The following is a 17,805-nucleotide window of genomic DNA, read 5'->3' as shown; positions in this document are numbered from 1 at the left end:
TCGCGCGCTTCGGCGCGGACGCGGGCCGCGGGCCTTTCGAGGGGCTCCGTGACGGAGCCGGGGGTCACTTCAGCGCGAGCCAGGCGACGGCCGCGACGACGGCCACGGCCACGACGACGCCGATGATCAGGCCGACGCGGGGGCCGGAGGAAGCCGCCTCCTGCTGGCGAGCCGGGGGAGTCTCGTCGACGAACGCGCGGAACATCTGAGTGCTGCCTGCGGGGTCGTAATTGCCCTGGGGGCCCTGGGTGTTAGCCATGGGCCGAGACACTAGCGAATCCGGGTGCCCACCCCAAGTGCGGGGCCATGGGGACAGAGGCGGGCAGGTCACCCGCGTCCACCTGCATGTTTACGATCGCAATACTTGCCTTTGCCAAGTTTTTGCGCCGTTGGCCGCCGATTTATTTGCCTACAGCAACCAAGCATCTCTATGGTTGCCCAAAGCAACGAATACGGGAGGTGTGATGGCCGGGCAGGCGCAGTTCGAGGAGCTGGCACGTCAGCTCAGTGCCGTCGGTGCCGTGAAGCGCGACATCGGGCGGATACTCCCGCCCGACTGCCCGGCCGGTTCGGCCGCCGTGCTGACCCTGCTCGGCCGCCACGAGGAGATGCGCATGAGCAAGCTCGCCGAGCTGCTCGCCGTCGACATGTCGGTCACCAGCAGGCATGTCGCCCACGTGGCCGCGCGCGGCTGGATCGAGCGGTCGCCGGACCCGGCGGACAAGCGTTCGCGCATCCTGCGCCTGACGCCCGCGGGCGACGACCAGCTCGCGGAGCTGTCGCTGCGCACCAGCCGGCTGCTCGAAGAGCGGCTGAGCGACTGGACCGACGACGAGGTCGCCCAGCTCATCCAGCTCATGAGCCGGCTGCGCGCGTCGTTCGGCGACTGCCGCTCCGGTGTGCCGAGACCGGCCGCCCCCGTTTCCGCAGAAACCCGTACACCCGCGATCACGTAAGTAAAGGAAGCCCATGGCAACGACCACACCATCCGGTGTGCGGGCTCACGCCAAGCACGGGGGCGGGGCCGACGAGGCCCCGATGACCCACCGGCAGATCATGGAGGCGCTCTCCGGGCTGCTGCTCGGCATGTTCGTGGCGATCCTGTCGTCCACGATCGTCTCCAACGCCCTCCCGCACATCATCGGTGACCTCGGTGGCGGCCAGTCCGCCTACACCTGGGTCGTCACCGCGGCCCTGCTGTCGATGACGGCCGCCACCCCCCTGTGGGGCAAGCTCGCCGACCTGTACAGCAAGAAGGCGCTCGTCCAGATAGCCCTGGTCATCTACGTCGTCGGCTCGATGGCGGCCGGTCTGTCGCAGAACCCCGGCATGCTGATCGCCTGCCGTGTCGTCCAGGGCATCGGCGTCGGCGGTCTGTCCGCCCTGGCGCAGATCGTCATGGCGGCGATGATCTCCCCGCGTGAGCGCGGCCGTTACTCCGGCTACCTCGGCGCCACCTTCGCCGTCGCCACCGTCGGCGGCCCGCTGCTCGGCGGTGTCATCACCGACACCTCGTGGCTCGGCTGGCGCTGGTGCTTCTACGTCGGTGTCCCCTTCGCGATCCTCGCGCTGATCGTGCTCCAGAAGACCCTGCACCTGCCCGTGGTCAAGCGTGAGGTCAAGGTCGACTGGGGTGGCGCCGCGCTGATCTCCGCGGCCGTCTCGCTGCTGCTGGTCTGGGTCACCTTCGCCGGTGACAAGTACGACTGGCTGTCCTGGCAGACCTACGCGATGGTGGCCGGCTCGATCGTGCTCGGCGCGCTGTTCGTGCTCGTCGAGGCCAAGGCCAGCGAGCCGATCATCCCGCTGCGCCTGTTCAAGAACCGCACCATCACGCTGGCCTCGCTCGCCTCGCTGTTCGTCGGCGTGGCCATGTTCAGCGGCACCGTGTTCTTCAGCCAGTACTTCCAGCTCGCCCGCGACAAGTCCCCGACGATGTCCGGTGTCCTGACCATCCCGATGATCGGTGGTCTGTTCGTCTCCTCGACCGTCTCGGGCCAGTTCATCACCCGTACCGGCCGCTGGAAGGCGTGGCTGGTCAGCGGTGGCGTCCTGGTGACCGCCGGACTGCTGCTGCTGGGCGGCATCCGGTACGACACGGACTACTGGAAGATGGCCATCTTCATGGCCCTGCTGGGTCTCGGCATCGGCATGATGATGCAGAACCTGGTGCTCGCCACGCAGAACCAGGTGGCGCCCTCCGACCTCGGCTCGGCCAGCTCCACGGTCACCTTCTTCCGCTCCCTGGGCGGCGCGGTGGGCGTCTCGGCGCTCGGCGCGGTGATGGCCCACCGGATCACGCACTACGTCACGGACGGCATCGGCGGGCTCAGCCCGAAGTACCAGGCCGCGATGGCCAAGTCCGGCTCGACCGACACCATCCCGGACATGGACAGCCTCCCGGGTCCCATCCGGAACCTGCTGGAGAGCGCCTACGGCCACGGCATCGCCGATGTCTTCCTCATCGCGGGCGGCCTCGCCGCCGTCGCCTTCCTGATCACGCTGTTCATCAAGGAGGTCCCGCTGAAGACGAAGGGCGCGCTCGCGCAGTCCTCCGCGTCCGAGGCCCCCGTCACGGACCCGGCCGCCGTCCCCGCGGTCGCCGAGGCCCAGCAGGTCCCGGCCATGGCCTTCGCCACCACCGAGGGCACCCCCTCGGCCGACGGCACGGCCACCGCCACCGCCCCGCAGGTCACGGCGGTCGCCATGGCCGCCGAGCCCGCTCCGGCCGGCGGCACCCCGGTGCACGGCTTCGTGCGCGGCGCCGAGAGCGCCCCGGTCCCGGGAGCGGCGGTCACGCTGATCTCGCTGGCCGGCCGCCAGCTCGGCCGCGCGGTCGCCCAGGGCGACGGCTCCTACGCGCTGGCCGCCCCCGGCACCGGCTCGTACGTGCTGATCGCCTCCGCGGACGGCTTCCAGCCGCAGGCGTCCACCGTCGTGGTGGGCGAGGAGCCGCTGTCGTACGACATCCTGCTCAGCGGCACCAGCGGGCTGACCGGTGTGGTCCGGGCCGCCGGGAACGCGCTGCCGGTGAAGGACGCGATGGTCGTCGTCACCGATGTGCGCGGTGATCTGCTGGCCGCCGCGCAGACCGGCGAGCAGGGCGAGTTCGGGTTCACCGAGCTGGTGCCCGGCACCGTGACGATCGCGGTCAACGCCGCCGGCTACCGGCCGCGCGCGCTGCCCGTGGAGGTCGCCACCACCGGGGTCACCCGCGTGGAGGTCGACCTGGACACCGGCGCGCTGCTCAGCGGTGTCGTCCGGGCCCCGCACGGTCCGCTGGCCGACGCCCGCGTCACCCTGGTCGACCAGGCGGGCAACGTGGTCGGCACCGCCACCACCGGTGCGGACGGCGCGTACGCCTTCACCGACCTGGACGGCGGCGAGTACACCGTGATCGCCACGGGTTACCCGCCGGTGGCCACCGCGCTGACCGTCGCCGGAACCGGCACGGACGGTCACGACATCGAACTCGCCCACCCCGGCGAGTAGTTCACCCGACCGGCCCGTGGCCCGCCTTCGAGGGCGGGCCACGGGCCGGTCCCCTGATCGACGCGCGCTCAGCCGCGCAGGGAGAAGAACGCCATGGCACTGACCGCGAGAATCCGCACCCGTGACGGCTGGGCCGTCTCGCACGCGGTGGTCACGGTGGCCGACATGACCGGTACGCAGGTGCTGCGGGCCGAGGCCGACGCCGAGGGCGTGGTGCGCGACGACACCGCGCTGGCTCCGGGGGCGTACACGGTGATCGTGACCGCCGTCGGGTACGCGCCCGTCGCCTCCAGCGCGCTGGTCACCGCGAGCGGCCGGGCCGAGGTCGGCTCGGTCACCCTGGCCCGGCAGGGCGGCAGCGAGCTGCCGCCGCCCGGCCCGTGGACCATCGACCCGGTGCACTCCTCGGTCGGCGCGGTCGCGCAGCACCTGGGCATCTCCAGCGTGCGGGGCCGGTTCACCGAGTTCGGCGGAAGCATCGAGATCGCGCCCGACGACATCACCAAGTCCCGCGTGGAGGCGGTCATCCGGGCCGCGTCCATCGACACGGGCAACGGGATGCGGGACACCCACCTGCGCTCCGCGGACTTCCTGGACGTGGAGAAGTACCCCGAGCTGACCTACCGCTCGGCCGGGCTGACCCAGGCCGGGCCGGACCGCTGGACCGTGCACGGCGAGCTGTCGATGCACGGGATCGTCCGCCCGGTCGACCTGGACCTCGCCTACCTCGGCACCGGCGCCGACCCCTGGGGCGGCACGCGGGCCGCGTTCCGCGCGACGGCCGAGCTGCACCGGGACGACTTCGCCATGAACTACAACCAGGTCCTCGCCGCCGGCATCGCCGCCATCGGCACCACCCTGCGGATCGAGCTGGACATCCAGGCGGTCCAGGGCGACGCGCTGCCCGCCCTCTGACACCGGTAGGTCCTACGCTCGGCGCATGGCACCCGACATCGCTACGAACACCCGAGTGACCCTGCCGGAACTGCTGGACTTCGTACGACCCCGCCATCGCGCCATCCTGCTGACCCGGCGCTCGGACGGCTCGCCGCAGGGCTCCCCGCTGACCTGCGGGGTGGACGACTCCGGCCGGATCGTGGCCTCCACGTACCCGGAACGGGCCAAGACCCGGAACGCCAAGAGGGACGAGCGGGTCAGTCTGATCGTGCTGAGCGACGAGTGGAACGGGCCCTGGGTCCAGGTCGACGGCACGGCCGAGGTGCTGGACACCCCGGACTCCGTCGAGCCGCTGGTCGAGTACTACCGGAACATCGCCGGTGAGCACCCGGACTGGGACGAGTACCGCAAGGCCATGGCCGAGCAGGGCAAGTCCATCATCCGCGTCACGCCGGAGCGGTGGGGGCCGGTGGCGACGGGCGGGTTCCCGGCACGGCTGGCGTCCGACTCGTAGAACAGCACTCTGGTGGCCCGTGGCCGGCCCCTCGCAAGGGTCAGCCGCGGGCCACCATCGCTTCGATGCCCGCGACCAGCAGGTCCAGGGCGAAGGCGAAGTCGCGGTCGAGCATCTCCTGCACCGTGTCGCCGCCGCGCGCGGCCATCAGGGCACGGGACTCCCGGAGGACCTCGGAGGTGCCGGCCACCTCGGAGGCGACGGTGAGGGACTGCTGGAAGTATTCGTCGGCGCTCAGCCCGGTGTCCGCGATCCGGGCGTGGAAGTGGCCCTCGATCGTGCCGTAGCCGTACACGAACTGGAAGACGGCCGAGATCGCGCCCGTCACCCCGTGCGCGGGCAGCCCGGCCCGGCCGACGACCCGCTGCACCGCGCGGGAGAAGGCCAGGGAGTTCGGGCCGATGTTGAGGAAGCGGCCCGCGATCGGGGACAGCCAGGGGTGGCGGACCATCATCGCCCGGTAGTCGGTCGCCAGGGCGCGGAGCTGCTCGCGCCAGTCGGCCTCCGTGTCCTCGGCGTCGGGCAGCGAAAGCTCGCCGAAGGCGGTGTCGAGGGCGAGTTCGAGCAGGTCGTCCTTGGTGTCGACGTACCAGTACAGGGACATCGCGGTCACGTTCAGCTCGCCTGCCAGGCGGCGCATGGAGAAGCGGTCCAGGCCCTCGGCGTCGAGCAGGGCGACGGAGGTCGCGGTGATCCGGGCCCGGTCCAGGCCGGAGGGCTGGCCGCCCCGGCCGCGCCGCTCCTTGCCGGTCAGCCAGACGCTGCCGCGTCGCCCGGCCTTGGGGCGGTCCTCATGGGGGCCGTCTTCCTTCACCACCGGGCTTCCCTCCGTGGGCCGTCGCTCACCGCACACCTTGCCAGGTCCGGGCGGCTCAACCACCCCGGCTCAGACGGCATCGCGCTGGGCCCGCTTGAGCAGGGCCGCCGCGACCAGGCCACCGGCCAGCACGGAGACGGAGCCGACCAGTTGCCCGGCGCTGAGTCCGGCCGAAAGGGTGCGGCCGTCGGCCAGGAAGGAGCTGAGCACCGCGCCCAGCACGGCCACCCCGAGCCCGTTGCCGAACTCGGCCAGCGTGCCGTTGATCCCGGCGCCGACCCCGGCCTTCTCCGGCGGGATGGCGCTCATGATCGCGTGCGCCATGGCCGGGTTGGCCAGCGCGCATCCGGCGCCGATCAGCACCAGGCCGAGCAGCGTCCCGGCGTACCCGGAGGAGGCCAGCTCGGCGATGGAGACCAGGCCGCCCGCCATCAGCGCCATGCCCAGGGCGATCGCCACCGGGGTGCCCAGCCTGGCCGCCCACTTGGCGGAGAGCCCGCTGAAGTTGAGCAGGACGACGGTGAGCGCCAGCGGTGCGGTACGCGCGCCCGCCTCCAGGGGGCCGTAGCCGAGGACCAGTTGGAGGTGCTGGGTGAGCAGGAACAGGGCGCCGCCCATGCCGAAGGTGATGAGCACCGCACCCGCGACCGCGCCGGTGAACCTGCGGTCCCGGAAGAACGCGAGGTCGAGCATCGGCTCCTCGACCCGGCTCTCCCAGTACGCGAACACCGCCAGCACGGCCACCGCGACCGCCGCCGAGCCCAGCACGCGGGCCGAGGTCCAGCCGTGGTGCGGGCCGGAGATGACCGCGAACACCAGGGCGGTCATGCCGATCGTGGAGAGCAGCGCGCCCAGCAGGTCGGGGCGGGCGGGCAGCCCAGAGGCGCCGACGGCACGCGTGGCCTTGGACTCCGGGACGAGGACCACCACGGCGACCAGGCCCAGGGCGGCCACGGGGAGGTTGATCAGGAAGATGGCGCCCCACCAGAAGTGGTCGAGCACGAAGCCGCCGATCAGCGGGCCGGCCGCGAAGCCGAGCGAGTTCACCGCGGCCCAGATGCCGATCGCCTTCGGCTGCTCCTCGGGCGCGAAGATCTGCATGGCGACCGCGAGCGTGGTGGTCAGCAGCAGGGCGCCGCCGATGCCCATCCCGGCGCGGGCGGCGATCAACTGACCTGTGGTGGTGGAGAGTCCGGCGGCCAGCGAGCCCAGGCCGAACACGGCGAGGCCCGCGATCAGCATCTTCTTGCGGCCGTACCGGTCGGCGGCGCTGCCCGCGGTGAGCAGCAGGCCGGACTGGACCAGGGAGTACGCGTTGATCATCCACTGGATGTCGGAGGTGGCCGCGTGCAGCCGGTGGGTGAGCGAGGGGATCGCCACGTTCAGCACGGTGTTGTCGAGCAGCACGGTGAGCTGGGCGAGGCAGATCACGCCGAGGATCAGCCAGCGGCGGGGGTGGCCCTGGGGGGCCTTCGGGAGCGGTGGTGCCGAGACGTCGGGAGCGGACATGCCGTACACCGTATAGCGGTTTCCCTATACGGTGTACGGCATTATCGGCCGGGGGTGTTTTCGGTCAGCTCGCCTTCTTCCGGGTGAGGTCGTAGAAGGTGGCCGAACCGGCCGTCACCTTCTCGAAGTTGGCCTCGACCCAGGTGCTGATGGCGGAGGCGGTGCCGCTGGCGCCGCCCATGCCGCGTCCTTCGCCGGTGCGGCCCATGCCCATGCCGCCGCCCATGCCGCCGCCCGCGATGTAGTAGTGGATCTTGCCGTCGGCGACGTACTGCTTGAACTGGGCGAGGGTCGGGGAGGGGTCGGTGCCGTTGAAGCCGCCGATCGCCATCACCGCTTTGTTGGTGGCGAGTTGGTAGCTGGCCGCGTTCTGGGAGCCGGTGGAGGCGGCGACCCAGGTGTAGGAGCCGGCGTCGGCCAGGAGGAGCTTCCTGGCCTTGGCGGAGACGGTGGCGCCGTTGAGGAGGCCGCCCGCGCCGCCGGGGGCGCCCATGCGGCCGGATTCGCCGGTGCGGGTGTTGCCGGGGAAGTTCTGGCCGGGCTGGCCGTTCTGTCCGTTCTGGCCGCCCTGGCCTGGGAAGCCGCCGCCGGGGAAGCCCTGGCCGCCGTTCTGGCCGGTGCCGCCGTCGGGCGGGGTCTGCCCCTGCTGGTTCGGCCGGCCCTGGCCCTGGCCCTGCTGACCCGGCATCCCGCCCGGGAAGCCCCCGCGCATGCCCCGGCCCCCCGGCCCTCCCCCGCCGAACCCCATCATGCCGGCCCCCGCCGGACCGGCCGTCGGAATCGACCCGGTGTGAGCGGAATTCACCGTGCTCAGCGTGTACGCCGTCGGCCCGGCGAGCGCCGCGATCAGGCCCAGGGCGGCCGCGCCGAGCGTCAGGTTCCGGGGCGCGCGGCCGAGGAACAGCAGGCCGAGCGCGGCCAGCAGGCCGCCGACGAGCACCAGCCACTTCAGCCAGGGCAGATAGTCGGAGGTGCGGTTGAGCAGCACGTACCCCCAGGCGCCGGAGGCCACCGACGCGGCCGCGAGCGCCCAGCCGGCCCAGGTCTCCTTCCGGCGCTCCCACAGCAGCCCGGCGCCCATGCCGACCACGGCGGCGAGGTACGGCGCGAGGGCGATCGTGTAGTACTGGTGGAAGATGCCGGCCATGAAGCTGAACACCGCCATGGTGATCAGCAGCGAGCCGCCCCAGACCAGGAACGACGCGCGGGTGACCGAGGTGCGGCCCAGCCTGCGGGTGGCCCACAGGCCCGCGATCAGCAGGATCAGCGCGGCCGGGAGCAGCCAGGAGACCTGGCCGCCGACCTCGGCGCCGAACATCCGGTCCCAGCCGGTCGAGCCCCAGCGGCCACCGCCGCCGCCCATGCCGCCGCCTCCGCCGCCGACGCTGCCGGTCTCGTCGCCGTTGATCCGGCCGAGCCCGTTGTAGCCGAAGGTCAGCTCCAGAAAGCTGTTGTGCTGCGAGCCGCCGATGTACGGGCGGGAGGAGGCCGGCCACAGCTCGACCACCGCGACCCACCAGCCGCCGGACACCACCAGCGCGAGCGTGGCCAGAGCGAGCTGGAGCAGCCGCCTGCCCAGCCGCACCGGCGCGCAGACCGCGTGGACGATCGCCAGCGGAGGCAGGATCAGGAACGCCTGGAGGGTCTTGGCGAGGAAGGCGAAGCCGATGGCGACGCCCGCCCAGACCAGCCAGCGGGTCCGGCCGTCCTCGATCGAGCGGACGGTGAAGTAGCAGGCCAGCGCCATCAGCAGGGCCAGCATCGCGTCCGGGTTGTTGAACCGGAACATCATCGCCGCGACCGGGGTCAGCGCCAGCACCGCACCCGCGACCAGTCCGGCCACCGCGCTGAACCGGCGCCGTACGGCCGCGTAGACGACCGCCACCGCGCCGACGCCCATGAGGACCTGGGGGACCAGGACCGCCCAGGAGTTCAGGCCGAAGATCCGGACCGACAGCTCCATGGGCCACAGGAACGCCGAGGGCTTGTCGACGGTGATGGCGTTGCCGCCGTCCAGCGAGCCGAAGAAGAAGGCTTTCCATGAGGTGCTGCCCGCCTGGACGGCCGCCGAGTAGAAGGAGTTGGCGAAGCCGGAGGCGCTCAGGTCGTAGAGGTAGAGCACGAAGGTCGCGGCGAGCAGCGCCCAGAAGGCGGGGCGGGCCCAGCTCGGGTCCTCGGGGCGGCCACGCCACGCACGCTGTGCGAGGGAGGCTCGTGGCGCCGATGGCATCTCGGCAACCTGCGGGGGCTGGTCGTACTGGGTGGTCATCGGGGGTCCCCCGTAGAGATGGTGGTGAGTTCGGCGTGTGCGGGAGCGGGGCCGGGTACCGGCGCCGGGTCGCGGCGGTCGGGGAAGACCCAGGCGCGGAAGAGGAGGAAGCGCAGGACGGTCGCGGCGAGGTTGGCGACGACCAGGACCGCGATCTCGGTGGTGTGCGCGGGGCTGGTGGTGGCCGCGTTCAGGGCGGCCAGGGAGCCACTGGTCAGGGCGAGGCCGATGGCGAAGACGACCAGGCCCTGCGCCTGATGCCGTACGGCACCGCCCCGGCCGCGTACCCCGAAGGTGAGGCGGCGGTTGGCGGCCGTGTTGGCGAGCGCGGAGAGCAGCAGGGCGAGCGCGTTGGCCGCCTGCGAGCCGCCGAACTGCCGGAAACCGCTGTAGAGCAGCAGGTAGAACAGGGTGGAGAGGCCGCCGACCACGCAGAACCCGACGAGCTGGCGGGCCAGGCCCTTCGGCACGTCGGTGATCTCGCGGTCGCGGGGGTCGTCGCCGAACGGCCGCGCCAGCCGGTCCAGCGGCAGCGAACCGGTGGTCAGGGCCCGCCCCACCCGCCATACGCCCTTCAGGTCGTCGGTCGCGGTGCGCACGATGTGCACGGTGGAGTCAGGGTCGTCGACCCAGTCGACCGGCACCTCGTGGATACGCAGCCCCGCCCGCTCGGCCAGTACCAGCATCTCGGTGTCGAAGAACCAGCCGGTGTCCTCCACCAGCGGCAGCAGCACCTGGGCCACCTCGCGCCGGATCGCCTTGAAGCCGCACTGGGCGTCGGAGAACCGCGCCTGGAGCGAGCCGCGCAGGATCAGGTTGTAGGCCCGGCTGATGAACTCCCGCTTCGGCCCGCGCACCACCCGCGAGGTCCGGCTGAGCCGGGAGCCGATCGCCAGGTCGGAGTGGCCGGAGATCAGCGGGGCGACCAGCGGCAGCAGGGCGTTGAGGTCGGTGGAGAGGTCGACGTCCATGTACGCGAGGACCGGCGCGTCGGAGGCGGACCACACCGTGCCGAGGGCACGCCCCCGGCCCTTGCGCTCCAGCCGGAAGCTGGTCACCTCCGGGTAGCGGGCGGCGAGTTCGGCGGCGATGAGCGGGGTGCCGTCGGTGGAGGCGTTGTCCGCGATGGTGACCCGGAAGGCGTAGGGGAAGGTGCGCGCCAGGTGCTCCCGCAGTCTGAGCACGCACCGGCGCAGGTCCTTCTCCTCGTTGTGGACGGGGATGACCACGTCCAGCACCGGGGTGCCGGCGGCCGTGGCGGGGAGGTGCTCCCGTGCCGGGAGGGCGCCGGGAGAAGAGTCGGTTCGCATGGGACCGACTCTTCTCAACTCCCCTGTCGCGCCCGTGTGGTGACGCTATGGCCCGGCTGTGAGGGCGGCACCGGCTCGGGTCCGGCCGCGGGCAGCCGTACGGTGAACACGGTCCGGCCGGGCGCGCTCGACACGTCCACGGAGCCGCCGTGCGCGGTGACGACGGCCCGCACGATGGCGAGGCCGAGCCCGGTGGAGCCGGTGGCGCGGGTGCGGGCGGAGTCGCCGCGCGCGAACCGTTCGAAGACGTGCGGCAGCAGCGCGGCCGGGATGCCCGGCCCGTCGTCCTCGACCTGGACGCACATCCGGTCGCCCTGCCGGCGCACCCGCGCGGTCACCGTGGTGCCCGGCGGGGTGTGGCTGCGGGCGTTGCCCAGCAGGTTGACCAGAATCTGCTGGAGCCGGGCCGCGTCGGCGGTCACCGGCGCCGGTTCGTCGGGCAGGTCGAGCCGCCAGGTGTGGTCGAGCCCGGCCGCGCGGGCGTCGCTGACCGTGTCCACGACCAGCGGCACCAGGTCGGTGCGGTCGAACTGGAGCGGGCGGCCCGCGTCCAGCCGGGCCAGCAGCAGGAGGTCCTCCACCAGCAGGGTCATCCGGCCCGCCTCGGACTCGATCCGGGCCAGCGCGTGCCGGGTGTCCGGGCCGACCCGCTCCCGGCCGCGCCGGGTCAGCTCGGCGTAGCCGCGTATCGAGGCGAGCGGGGTGCGCAGCTCGTGGCTGGCGTCGGCGACGAAGCGCCGGACCCGCGTCTCGCTCTCCTGGCGGGCGTGCAGGGCGCCGTTGACGTGGTCGAGCATCCGGTTGAGCGCGGCGCCGACCCGGCCGACCTCGGTGTGCGGGTCGCACTCGGACTCCGGGACGCGCTCGTGGAGGTTCACCTCGCCGGAGTGCAGGGGGAGTTCGGAGACGCGGGTGGCGGTGCGGGCGACCCGGCGCAGGGGGCGGGTGGCGACACCGACGATGACCGTGCCGGCCAGCGAGGCCGCGAGGAGACCGGCGACGGTGACACAGACCTCGACCAGGATCAGGGTGTCGACGACGCCGTCCATGTCGGCGGTGGGCAGGGCGACGTAGTACCGGTCGGCGCTGTCGTGGCTCTCCGCGTACCGGACGAGGTAGTCGCCGAGGCCGGGGAGGTGGACCGTGTGGGCGCTGTCGTCCCGGGGGACGGTGGCGAGGGCGTCGGTCTGGGCCTTGCTGAGCTGGGCGGCGCGCATCCGCCGGAAGACACCGCTGCCGTCCTTCTGCTCGTCGGACACGGCCCCGGAGACGATCGCGCCGTCGCGCACGTAGGCGGCGACGGTCTGCTTCTGGGTGGGCCCCCGGGTGAGCAGGTTGGTGACCCGTTCGGCGGGGCTCTCGGTGGCCACCGCCGAGGCGAGCGCGGCGGCGGCCGGGTCCGGAGCGCCCAGGTTCGGGCGCGGGCGGCCGACCGCCCGCTCGGCCATCTCCCGCACTTTGCCGTCGAGTTGCTGGTACAGGTGCTCGTGCAGGGCGAGCGTGGTCACCGTACCGATCACCGCGCAGACCACGGCGATCAGCACGACGGACGCGACGACCAGCCGCGTCCGGAGGGTGCGTGGGGTGCCCGCGCGGCGAGCGAGCCTCACGACACGGCGGGCTTGATCAGGTAACCCGCCCCCCGCCGGGTGTGGATCATCGGCTCGCGGCCCGCGTCGATCTTCCGGCGCAGATAGGAGATGTACAGCTCCACGACGTTCGCCTGCCCGCCGAAGTCGTACGACCAGACCCGGTCCAGTATCTGCGCCTTGCTCAGCACCCGGCGCGGGTTGCGCATCAGGAAGCGGAGCAGCTCGAACTCGGTGGCGGTCAGGTGGATGGACTCCCCGCCCCGCCAGACCTCGTGGCTGTCCTCGTCCAGGCTGAGATCGCCCACCACCAGCACGGAGTCCGGGCGCCGGTCGGTGGCGCCGGAGCGCCGGATCAGCCCGCGCAGCCGGGCCACGACCTCCTCCAGGCTGAACGGCTTGGTGACGTAGTCGTCCCCGCCCGCGGTGAGCCCGGCGATACGGTCCTCCACCGCGTCCTTGGCCGTGAGGAACAGCACCGGTACGTCCGGGAGTTCACGGCGCAGCCGGCTCAGCACGGTCAGGCCGTCCATGTCCGGCAGCATCATGTCCAGGACCACCGCGTCGGGCCGGAACTCGCGCGCCGCGCGCAGCGCGCCCTGACCGTCCCCCGCGCTCCTTATCCGCCAGCCCTCGTAGCGCAGCGCCATGCTCAGCAGTTCGGTGATCGACAGCTCGTCGTCCACCACCAGCACGCGGACGGGGCTGCCGTCCGGCCTCAGCAGTTCGGTGCGCCCCTGGGGCGAGGTCGTGGTCATGGTGGGACCTTGTCCGCCCGCTCTGAGAGAGCCCTTTCGGGAGTCTGTGATTTCGCTGAGAAAGGGGCGGGGGTCAGAAGAGGCCGTCTTGACGGGCGGCGAAGTCCTTTACAGGCAGGGTGATTTCGCTGCTCGGCCGAGCCGGAGTCAGCTCCCAGCCGGGGAGCAGACGGGTGTCGAGCACGAGTACGCCTCTCGATGCCCCGGTGTCCAGGTGCAGGTCGGGGCCTGCGGCGGCGACGAGTTCCCCGGCCACGTGTCCTCCGGCGACCAGCTCGGTCACGGCGCCGGTGGCGGGGCCGGCGTGCTGGAGGTTGAAGTCGGCCAGGTGGTCCGTGACTTGGCACGGTTCGCTGGTGACGGACTCCGGCCAGTTCCCGAGGGAGAGGGCCCGTGCGTGCAACTCCCGCACCTCCGCCGCCCGCTCCTCCGCTCCGGCCGGGAGGGTGGCGCGTACGGTGCGCTTCTGGGCGTACGGAATGCGGTCCGCGACGCCGAGCGCGGCCCGCAGCAGCTCCTCGGTGCGGCGGGCGGCCATCAGTGGGCCGGTGCCGAGCCAGGTGAAACAGACGGCACCCTGCTCCAGCAGCCGTGCCGACCCGCGCTCTTCGGCGGTGATGCCGACCTTGAGCAGTCCGGGGCCGAACCAGGCGAGGTAGACGCGGTACGGGCGGGGGTCGTCGGCGATCGTGTCGGCGGCCACGGAGTGCGCGCGGTCCAGGCGGGCGCAGCCCTCACAGCGGGCGCCGGTGCTGCGCGCCGGTACGGGGGTGCGGGTGGGGCACGCGTGGCCCCGCGCGCCGACGCAGTGCCGTCCGCTGTCCTCCCGTACCCCGAACGCGATCCGCTTTCCCCACGTCAGCGCGCTGCGCCGGCCACCGGACCAGACCAGCCCGGGCCCTTCAGGGGACCAGCGCAGTCCCGTACACGTCCACATCTGTGCTGCCATCACTCGTGAGGGTAGGAGATGCCGCCGACATCGCCCGTCCGGCGGCTGGGGCGGGTACGGTACGTGAAGAGCCCGAAGCCGCATCCTCTGAGTGCGACTTCGGGCTCTGTTTCTTTGACTACGGGAGTGCGTAGACGGGGACGCCGTCCGCCGCGCTGCCGGTCTGCCGTACGCAGCCCCGCTTGATCAGCATGCGTACGCAGTCGTGCACGCGGGCGAGCGTGAGGCCGGTGCGCGCGGCGACGTCCTCCAGGCGGCAGGCGACGGGGCCGTGCACCAGGGCGGGGGCGAGGTGAGCGGCTACGGCGTGCACGTCATCGGTGACGACGAGGTTGCGGTCTCGCCAGGTGGCGAGGAGGTGTTGGGGGGTCAGTGTTGCTTGCTGCGGCTCGGGGGGTGGGGTGGGGCGCATGCGGTCGACGATCTGGTCGAGGGCGTCGGCGATGCGGGTGAGGACGTCCTGGACGCCGGTTACTCGGTGGGTGAGGGTGCCGAGCTGTTCGCTGACCCGGCTGCGCTCCTCGTTCGCACGGCGGAGTTCCGCGAGGTGCTCGGCCTGGGCGGCGGCGAGGGCTTCGTCAGCTCGGAGGTTGCGCTCCTCAAGGCGGACGATGGCGTCGGCTACCTGCGGGGGCATGACGTAGGAGGTGCCCTCGGTGGTCTGGAGGGGGGCGGGGGCGAGGCTGTAGGTGCCGCTCTGCTGGATGGTGGCGATCACCTCGGCAACCCAGGCTTTGAACGGGGCGCTCTCGGGCTTGGTGCATCCGTTCACCAGGATGATCAGGGACCGGAGATTCACCATCCGCATCGACTTCTTGAGCCCGTGACCTGCGATTTTGCGCGAAGTAGTTCTTCCATAGACGCTTCGCACCAGGTCTTCGAGAGTCTGGTGGCCACTCGGCGAGACATGGTGCAGCAGAGCCTGTCGCGTATTCACGTACCCGAGCCTCGTCGCCACGTCGACGGCCGGGAACCAGTGCTCGCCGTCCGGAGTGGTCAGCCTCCGCACACGGGCTCCAGTGGCCGCGAACACGAAGTCGTCAACGTCGATGGCGCCGCGCTCGGGCAGCCGGGTCGTGTCGTTGTGCTCGTACATCGAGCATCACCTCCACCCCGGAAGCTAGGGAGGCTGATCAGCAACTACGTCCGGTGCAGGGCACGTTCACTCGATAGAAGGCAGAGGTATCGATTCGGCACGGGCGACCACGGGCGCGGAAGCGGGGCGGCGGCCCGCCAGCGCACAGCCCACGCACCCGGCGTGCCCGTCACGGGCCTGGGTGTCCCGCACCCCCAGCCGCCACTCCTCCCGCGGCCGGACGCCCGGAGGCTTCCCCCAGCCGGCGAGATGAAGCACCCAGGTGACCAGCACACTCACCGCCACGAGCACCCCGCCGCCCACGAGAGCCGGAACGGACCCCGTACACACTCCCGCACCCACGACACCACTGCCGACGGTGGCGACGGCACACCCGGTCCACCCGGCGATCGTGTGACCCTCGTCGTACAGACTCATGGCTGACCTCCTCCAGGTCTCTCACGTCCTAAGAGATTTATACATCGAATATCTCACGAACTAAGGAATCAAGGAAGATGGACGGCACGCCCCGCCCGCCCGCGACCCCCGCGCAGGCGCTGACCGCGATGGACGACCTCATCGCCGCGCACCTGATCGGCCAGCAGGAAATGGCCCGGCGCCTGGGCCTGACCGTCACCGACCTCACCTGCTTCGGCTACGTCCTCCAGGCAGGCCCCGACCTCCTGACCGCCGGTGACCTCGCCTCCCGCATCCAGGTCACGACGGGCGCGGTCACGGGCATCCTGAACCGCCTGGAACGCGCCGGCTTCGTGACCCGCCGCCCGGACCCCACGGACCGCCGCCGTGTCCGTGTCGCGGCGGTCCCGGAGGCGGTCTCCCGCGTGGAGGCGGCCTACGGCCCCCACTACACCCGCCTGATGACCCTGTTCGCGGACTACACCCCGGCCGAACTGGCAGTCATCACCGATTGGTTCACCCGAGCGACGGCCCTGGCCCACGAGTCGAGAGCGGAACTGTCGCCCTGACGCACCGGAGAGGCTCGACCCGCCGCTGCACAAGCCCTCCGTCACAGGAACCCCGCCCCGGCCCCGGGCCTCCGAGCATCGCTCCCACTTGAGGAGAACAGGTGTGACGTGGCAGGACGACACGGCAGAGTGCTCTCATGCGGACAGCCATGGCAGTGACGGCGCTGATCTTCGTTCTCGGGCTGGGCTCTGCGGTTGTCCAGGCCCGTAAGCGCCAGTGGTTGAGGGCCGGATCGACCTTTCTTCCTGTCCTCGGCATCGCCGTGATGCTGTTTGGCGCTGTGGAGCGGCGCGTCGCGTCCCTCTTCTGGCTGGGATGCCTGCTCGTGGTGGCCGGCTTCGGTGCGGAGGCGATGTTGTGGTGGAGAACCCGAACTCGCGGGCGGGAACAAGCGGGTCAGTGACGAAGTCACGCGTCGAGGAAGGCGAGCGCGGTGCTTTGCGGTGTGACCCCGTCCTCGGGGCGGGCCCGGGGTTCCGTCCGACCGCCCCAGGCGGGCCCGGCTGTCATGCGCAGCCGGGCCCGCGCAGGCGTCAGGGCTTGACGAGAGTGATGTCGGTGCTCGGGAAGCCGGTGTCGACGGTCACCGGGTAGTCGGGGTCGTCCGCCCTGCCGACGCCCCGGAGCACGGCGGCGCCGGGCTTGAAGGAGGCGGTGGGGTCGATGTTGCTGGGGAAGGAGACAGTCCACTGGACCGGGCCCCCGGGCTCGCAGACGACGACCAGGTCCTCGTACGAGCCGGACGCGGTTTCAGTCTTCTGCGTCTGGTAAGCGCTGGCGGTGAGGGTGATGCGGGCCGGCCTGTTGCAGGTCACCGCGCCGCCGACAGTGATCTCGCCGGTGTGGGTGTCGACCGTGCCCGTGGTGTTCAGGCTCATGCCGATGGCCAGCTCCGCCGGCGGCTCGGCCATACGGGCGTGCAGCTCGCCGCGCACGGGCAGCGTGGAGCCGCTGCAGTACCGCTCGAAGGTGGCGTCGACCTCGCTGATGTAGCCGTAGGGGCCGTAGGCGATGTGGGAGATGGTGAAGGAGCCGGTGCCGGTGTCGCAGTACCGGTCGGTCGAACTCAGCTCCAGTTTGGGGTCCTCCGGCTGGGCGTTGGGCCAGCTCGAGGCGTTGGTGTAGGTGGTGCCGGAAGCCAGCTTCTGGCCGTAGGGCGCTTCCATGTGCAGGTACCAGCGCTCGCCCTCGGGCGTGACGACAGTGGCGCCCACGGCGGACTCGGAGACCGGGCCCGAGATGTCGAACATCTCGGTCGTCTCGGGGGTGTAGCTGTACGACTGGCCGCCGGAGATGTACTCGCCCGGCTCCCCGCCGAAGCTGAGCGATCCCGTCACCGCCTCGTGGGCCTCCGCCGTGCCCGTCAGCGGTGCCGCCGTCACCGCCAGGGCCAAGGCCGCCGTGAGGACAGCCACCGTACGGGCCAGGCCGAGGCCCAGCACACTGCTTCTCATCAAGCTTCCCCTTCACAAGGAGCGGTCCCGGTCCTGATGGACCGGGCTGCATCACGCACACGGCTGCCGATGTCAGGTACCGATCAAATCGGGCTGAGGGGGGCGGCGAGTGATCTCCTCGGCAGCGCGAACGGGAACCTAACAGCCGCCACTGACAACTGGGGGACGTCGTCCCGCTGCGGACA

17 protein-coding genes are annotated in these 17,805 nt (G+C 71.7%); 6 read left to right on the top strand and 11 right to left on the bottom strand.

Going from position 1 to position 17,805, the window contains the following annotated elements:
* Positions 1-64: 64 nt before the first annotated feature.
* Positions 65-259: a hypothetical protein gene (locus ACZ3HQ_RS11665; protein WP_451220856.1), complete on the bottom strand. Its 195-nt coding sequence runs from the start codon at positions 257-259 to the stop codon at positions 65-67.
* Positions 260-464: 205 nt separating this feature from the next.
* Between ACZ3HQ_RS11665 and ACZ3HQ_RS11660 the strand changes: the two genes are divergently transcribed.
* The 4 genes from ACZ3HQ_RS11660 to ACZ3HQ_RS11645 all read left to right on the top strand — a co-directional run bounded on the left by ACZ3HQ_RS11660 (position 465) and on the right by ACZ3HQ_RS11645 (position 4,903).
* Complete coding sequence (locus tag ACZ3HQ_RS11660) at positions 465-956, top strand: MarR family winged helix-turn-helix transcriptional regulator (protein ID WP_467509730.1); 492 nt, start codon at positions 465-467, stop codon at positions 954-956.
* An 82-nt stretch (positions 957-1,038) separates the two neighbouring features.
* On the top strand, positions 1,039-3,492 hold the full coding sequence (locus ACZ3HQ_RS11655) for an MFS transporter (protein WP_467510011.1): 2,454 nt from the start codon (positions 1,039-1,041) through the stop codon (positions 3,490-3,492).
* A 93-nt stretch (positions 3,493-3,585) separates the two neighbouring features.
* Positions 3,586-4,407, top strand: a complete 822-nt coding sequence (locus ACZ3HQ_RS11650; protein WP_467509728.1) for a YceI family protein — start codon at positions 3,586-3,588, stop codon at positions 4,405-4,407.
* Positions 4,408-4,432: 25 nt separating this feature from the next.
* Positions 4,433-4,903 carry a PPOX class F420-dependent oxidoreductase gene (locus ACZ3HQ_RS11645; RefSeq protein WP_467509726.1) on the top strand — a complete coding sequence of 157 codons (471 nt, stop codon included), beginning with the start codon at positions 4,433-4,435 and terminating at the stop codon, positions 4,901-4,903.
* A gap of 40 nt (positions 4,904-4,943) precedes the next feature.
* Here the strand turns inward: ACZ3HQ_RS11645 and ACZ3HQ_RS11640 are convergent, their stop codons facing one another.
* The 9 genes from ACZ3HQ_RS11640 to ACZ3HQ_RS11600 form a co-directional block, all read right to left on the bottom strand.
* On the bottom strand, positions 4,944-5,720 hold the full coding sequence (locus ACZ3HQ_RS11640; RefSeq protein WP_467509724.1) for a TetR/AcrR family transcriptional regulator: 777 nt from the start codon (positions 5,718-5,720) through the stop codon (positions 4,944-4,946).
* A 69-nt stretch (positions 5,721-5,789) separates the two neighbouring features.
* On the bottom strand, positions 5,790-7,229 hold the full coding sequence (locus ACZ3HQ_RS11635) for an MFS transporter (protein ID WP_467509722.1): 1,440 nt from the start codon (positions 7,227-7,229) through the stop codon (positions 5,790-5,792).
* A gap of 64 nt (positions 7,230-7,293) precedes the next feature.
* Positions 7,294-9,498, bottom strand: a complete 2,205-nt coding sequence (locus ACZ3HQ_RS11630; RefSeq protein ID WP_467509720.1) for an ArnT family glycosyltransferase — start codon at positions 9,496-9,498, stop codon at positions 7,294-7,296.
* Entirely contained in the window at positions 9,495-10,808 is a 1,314-nt protein-coding gene (locus ACZ3HQ_RS11625) for a bifunctional glycosyltransferase family 2/GtrA family protein (RefSeq protein WP_467509718.1), read from the bottom strand. The genes ACZ3HQ_RS11630 and ACZ3HQ_RS11625 overlap by 4 nt, the downstream gene beginning before the upstream one ends.
* A 14-nt stretch (positions 10,809-10,822) precedes the next feature.
* Positions 10,823-12,418, bottom strand: a complete 1,596-nt coding sequence (locus ACZ3HQ_RS11620; protein WP_467509716.1) for a sensor histidine kinase — start codon at positions 12,416-12,418, stop codon at positions 10,823-10,825.
* The gene (locus ACZ3HQ_RS11615) at positions 12,415-13,155 is read right to left on the bottom strand and encodes a response regulator transcription factor (protein WP_467509714.1); all 741 of its coding nucleotides are present in this window, start codon (positions 13,153-13,155) and stop codon (positions 12,415-12,417) included. Before ACZ3HQ_RS11615 ends, ACZ3HQ_RS11620 begins: the two co-directional genes overlap by 4 nt.
* Positions 13,156-13,228: 73 nt before the next feature.
* Positions 13,229-14,104, bottom strand: a complete 876-nt coding sequence (locus ACZ3HQ_RS11610) for a DUF2797 domain-containing protein (RefSeq protein ID WP_467509712.1) — start codon at positions 14,102-14,104, stop codon at positions 13,229-13,231.
* Between the two features lie 118 nt (positions 14,105-14,222).
* Complete coding sequence (locus ACZ3HQ_RS11605; RefSeq protein WP_467509710.1) at positions 14,223-15,200, bottom strand: BRO-N domain-containing protein; 978 nt, start codon at positions 15,198-15,200, stop codon at positions 14,223-14,225.
* 66 nt (positions 15,201-15,266) lie between these two features.
* Positions 15,267-15,617, bottom strand: coding sequence for an HGxxPAAW family protein (locus tag ACZ3HQ_RS11600; RefSeq protein ID WP_467509708.1), 351 nt, complete (start codon positions 15,615-15,617; stop codon positions 15,267-15,269).
* Between the two features lie 77 nt (positions 15,618-15,694).
* Between ACZ3HQ_RS11600 and ACZ3HQ_RS11595 the strand changes: the two genes are divergently transcribed.
* Both ACZ3HQ_RS11595 and ACZ3HQ_RS11590 read left to right on the top strand, forming a co-directional pair.
* Positions 15,695-16,165, top strand: a complete 471-nt coding sequence (locus ACZ3HQ_RS11595) for a MarR family transcriptional regulator (protein WP_467509706.1) — start codon at positions 15,695-15,697, stop codon at positions 16,163-16,165.
* 137 nt (positions 16,166-16,302) lie between these two features.
* Positions 16,303-16,569 (top strand): hypothetical protein, encoded by a 267-nt coding sequence (locus ACZ3HQ_RS11590; protein ID WP_467509704.1) that lies wholly within the window; start codon positions 16,303-16,305, stop codon positions 16,567-16,569.
* A gap of 130 nt (positions 16,570-16,699) precedes the next feature.
* Here the strand turns inward: ACZ3HQ_RS11590 and ACZ3HQ_RS11585 are convergent, their stop codons facing one another.
* Complete coding sequence (locus ACZ3HQ_RS11585; protein WP_467509702.1) at positions 16,700-17,620, bottom strand: hypothetical protein; 921 nt, start codon at positions 17,618-17,620, stop codon at positions 16,700-16,702.
* Positions 17,621-17,805: the final 185 nt, after the last annotated feature.

This window comes from Streptomyces sp. NPDC018263 (assembly GCF_055562575.1).
Note: the sequence above shows the minus strand (reverse complement) of the source record. Positions and strands in the feature narration are given on the sequence as shown.

What these genes read in the sequence shown, in the direction of transcription:
- ACZ3HQ_RS11650 (WP_467509728.1), top strand. Translation starts at nt 3,586, where the DNA reads ATGGCACTGACCGCGAGAATCCGCACCCGTGACGGCTGGGCCGTCTCG.
- ACZ3HQ_RS11665 (WP_451220856.1), bottom strand. Translation starts at nt 259, where the DNA reads ATGGCTAACACCCAGGGCCCCCAGGGCAATTACGACCCCGCAGGCAGC.
- ACZ3HQ_RS11590 (WP_467509704.1), top strand. Translation starts at nt 16,303, where the DNA reads ATGCGGACAGCCATGGCAGTGACGGCGCTGATCTTCGTTCTCGGGCTG.
- ACZ3HQ_RS11615 (WP_467509714.1), bottom strand. Translation starts at nt 13,155, where the DNA reads ATGACCACGACCTCGCCCCAGGGGCGCACCGAACTGCTGAGGCCGGAC.
- ACZ3HQ_RS11595 (WP_467509706.1), top strand. Translation starts at nt 15,695, where the DNA reads ATGGACGGCACGCCCCGCCCGCCCGCGACCCCCGCGCAGGCGCTGACC.
- ACZ3HQ_RS11625 (WP_467509718.1), bottom strand. Translation starts at nt 10,808, where the DNA reads ATGCGAACCGACTCTTCTCCCGGCGCCCTCCCGGCACGGGAGCACCTC.
- ACZ3HQ_RS11655 (WP_467510011.1), top strand. Translation starts at nt 1,039, where the DNA reads ATGACCCACCGGCAGATCATGGAGGCGCTCTCCGGGCTGCTGCTCGGC.
- ACZ3HQ_RS11645 (WP_467509726.1), top strand. Translation starts at nt 4,433, where the DNA reads ATGGCACCCGACATCGCTACGAACACCCGAGTGACCCTGCCGGAACTG.
- ACZ3HQ_RS11610 (WP_467509712.1), bottom strand. Translation starts at nt 14,104, where the DNA reads ATGGCAGCACAGATGTGGACGTGTACGGGACTGCGCTGGTCCCCTGAA.
- ACZ3HQ_RS11605 (WP_467509710.1), bottom strand. Translation starts at nt 15,200, where the DNA reads ATGTACGAGCACAACGACACGACCCGGCTGCCCGAGCGCGGCGCCATC.
- ACZ3HQ_RS11660 (WP_467509730.1), top strand. Translation starts at nt 465, where the DNA reads ATGGCCGGGCAGGCGCAGTTCGAGGAGCTGGCACGTCAGCTCAGTGCC.
- ACZ3HQ_RS11635 (WP_467509722.1), bottom strand. Translation starts at nt 7,229, where the DNA reads ATGTCCGCTCCCGACGTCTCGGCACCACCGCTCCCGAAGGCCCCCCAG.
- ACZ3HQ_RS11600 (WP_467509708.1), bottom strand. Translation starts at nt 15,617, where the DNA reads ATGAGTCTGTACGACGAGGGTCACACGATCGCCGGGTGGACCGGGTGT.
- ACZ3HQ_RS11630 (WP_467509720.1), bottom strand. Translation starts at nt 9,498, where the DNA reads ATGACCACCCAGTACGACCAGCCCCCGCAGGTTGCCGAGATGCCATCG.
- ACZ3HQ_RS11585 (WP_467509702.1), bottom strand. Translation starts at nt 17,620, where the DNA reads ATGAGAAGCAGTGTGCTGGGCCTCGGCCTGGCCCGTACGGTGGCTGTC.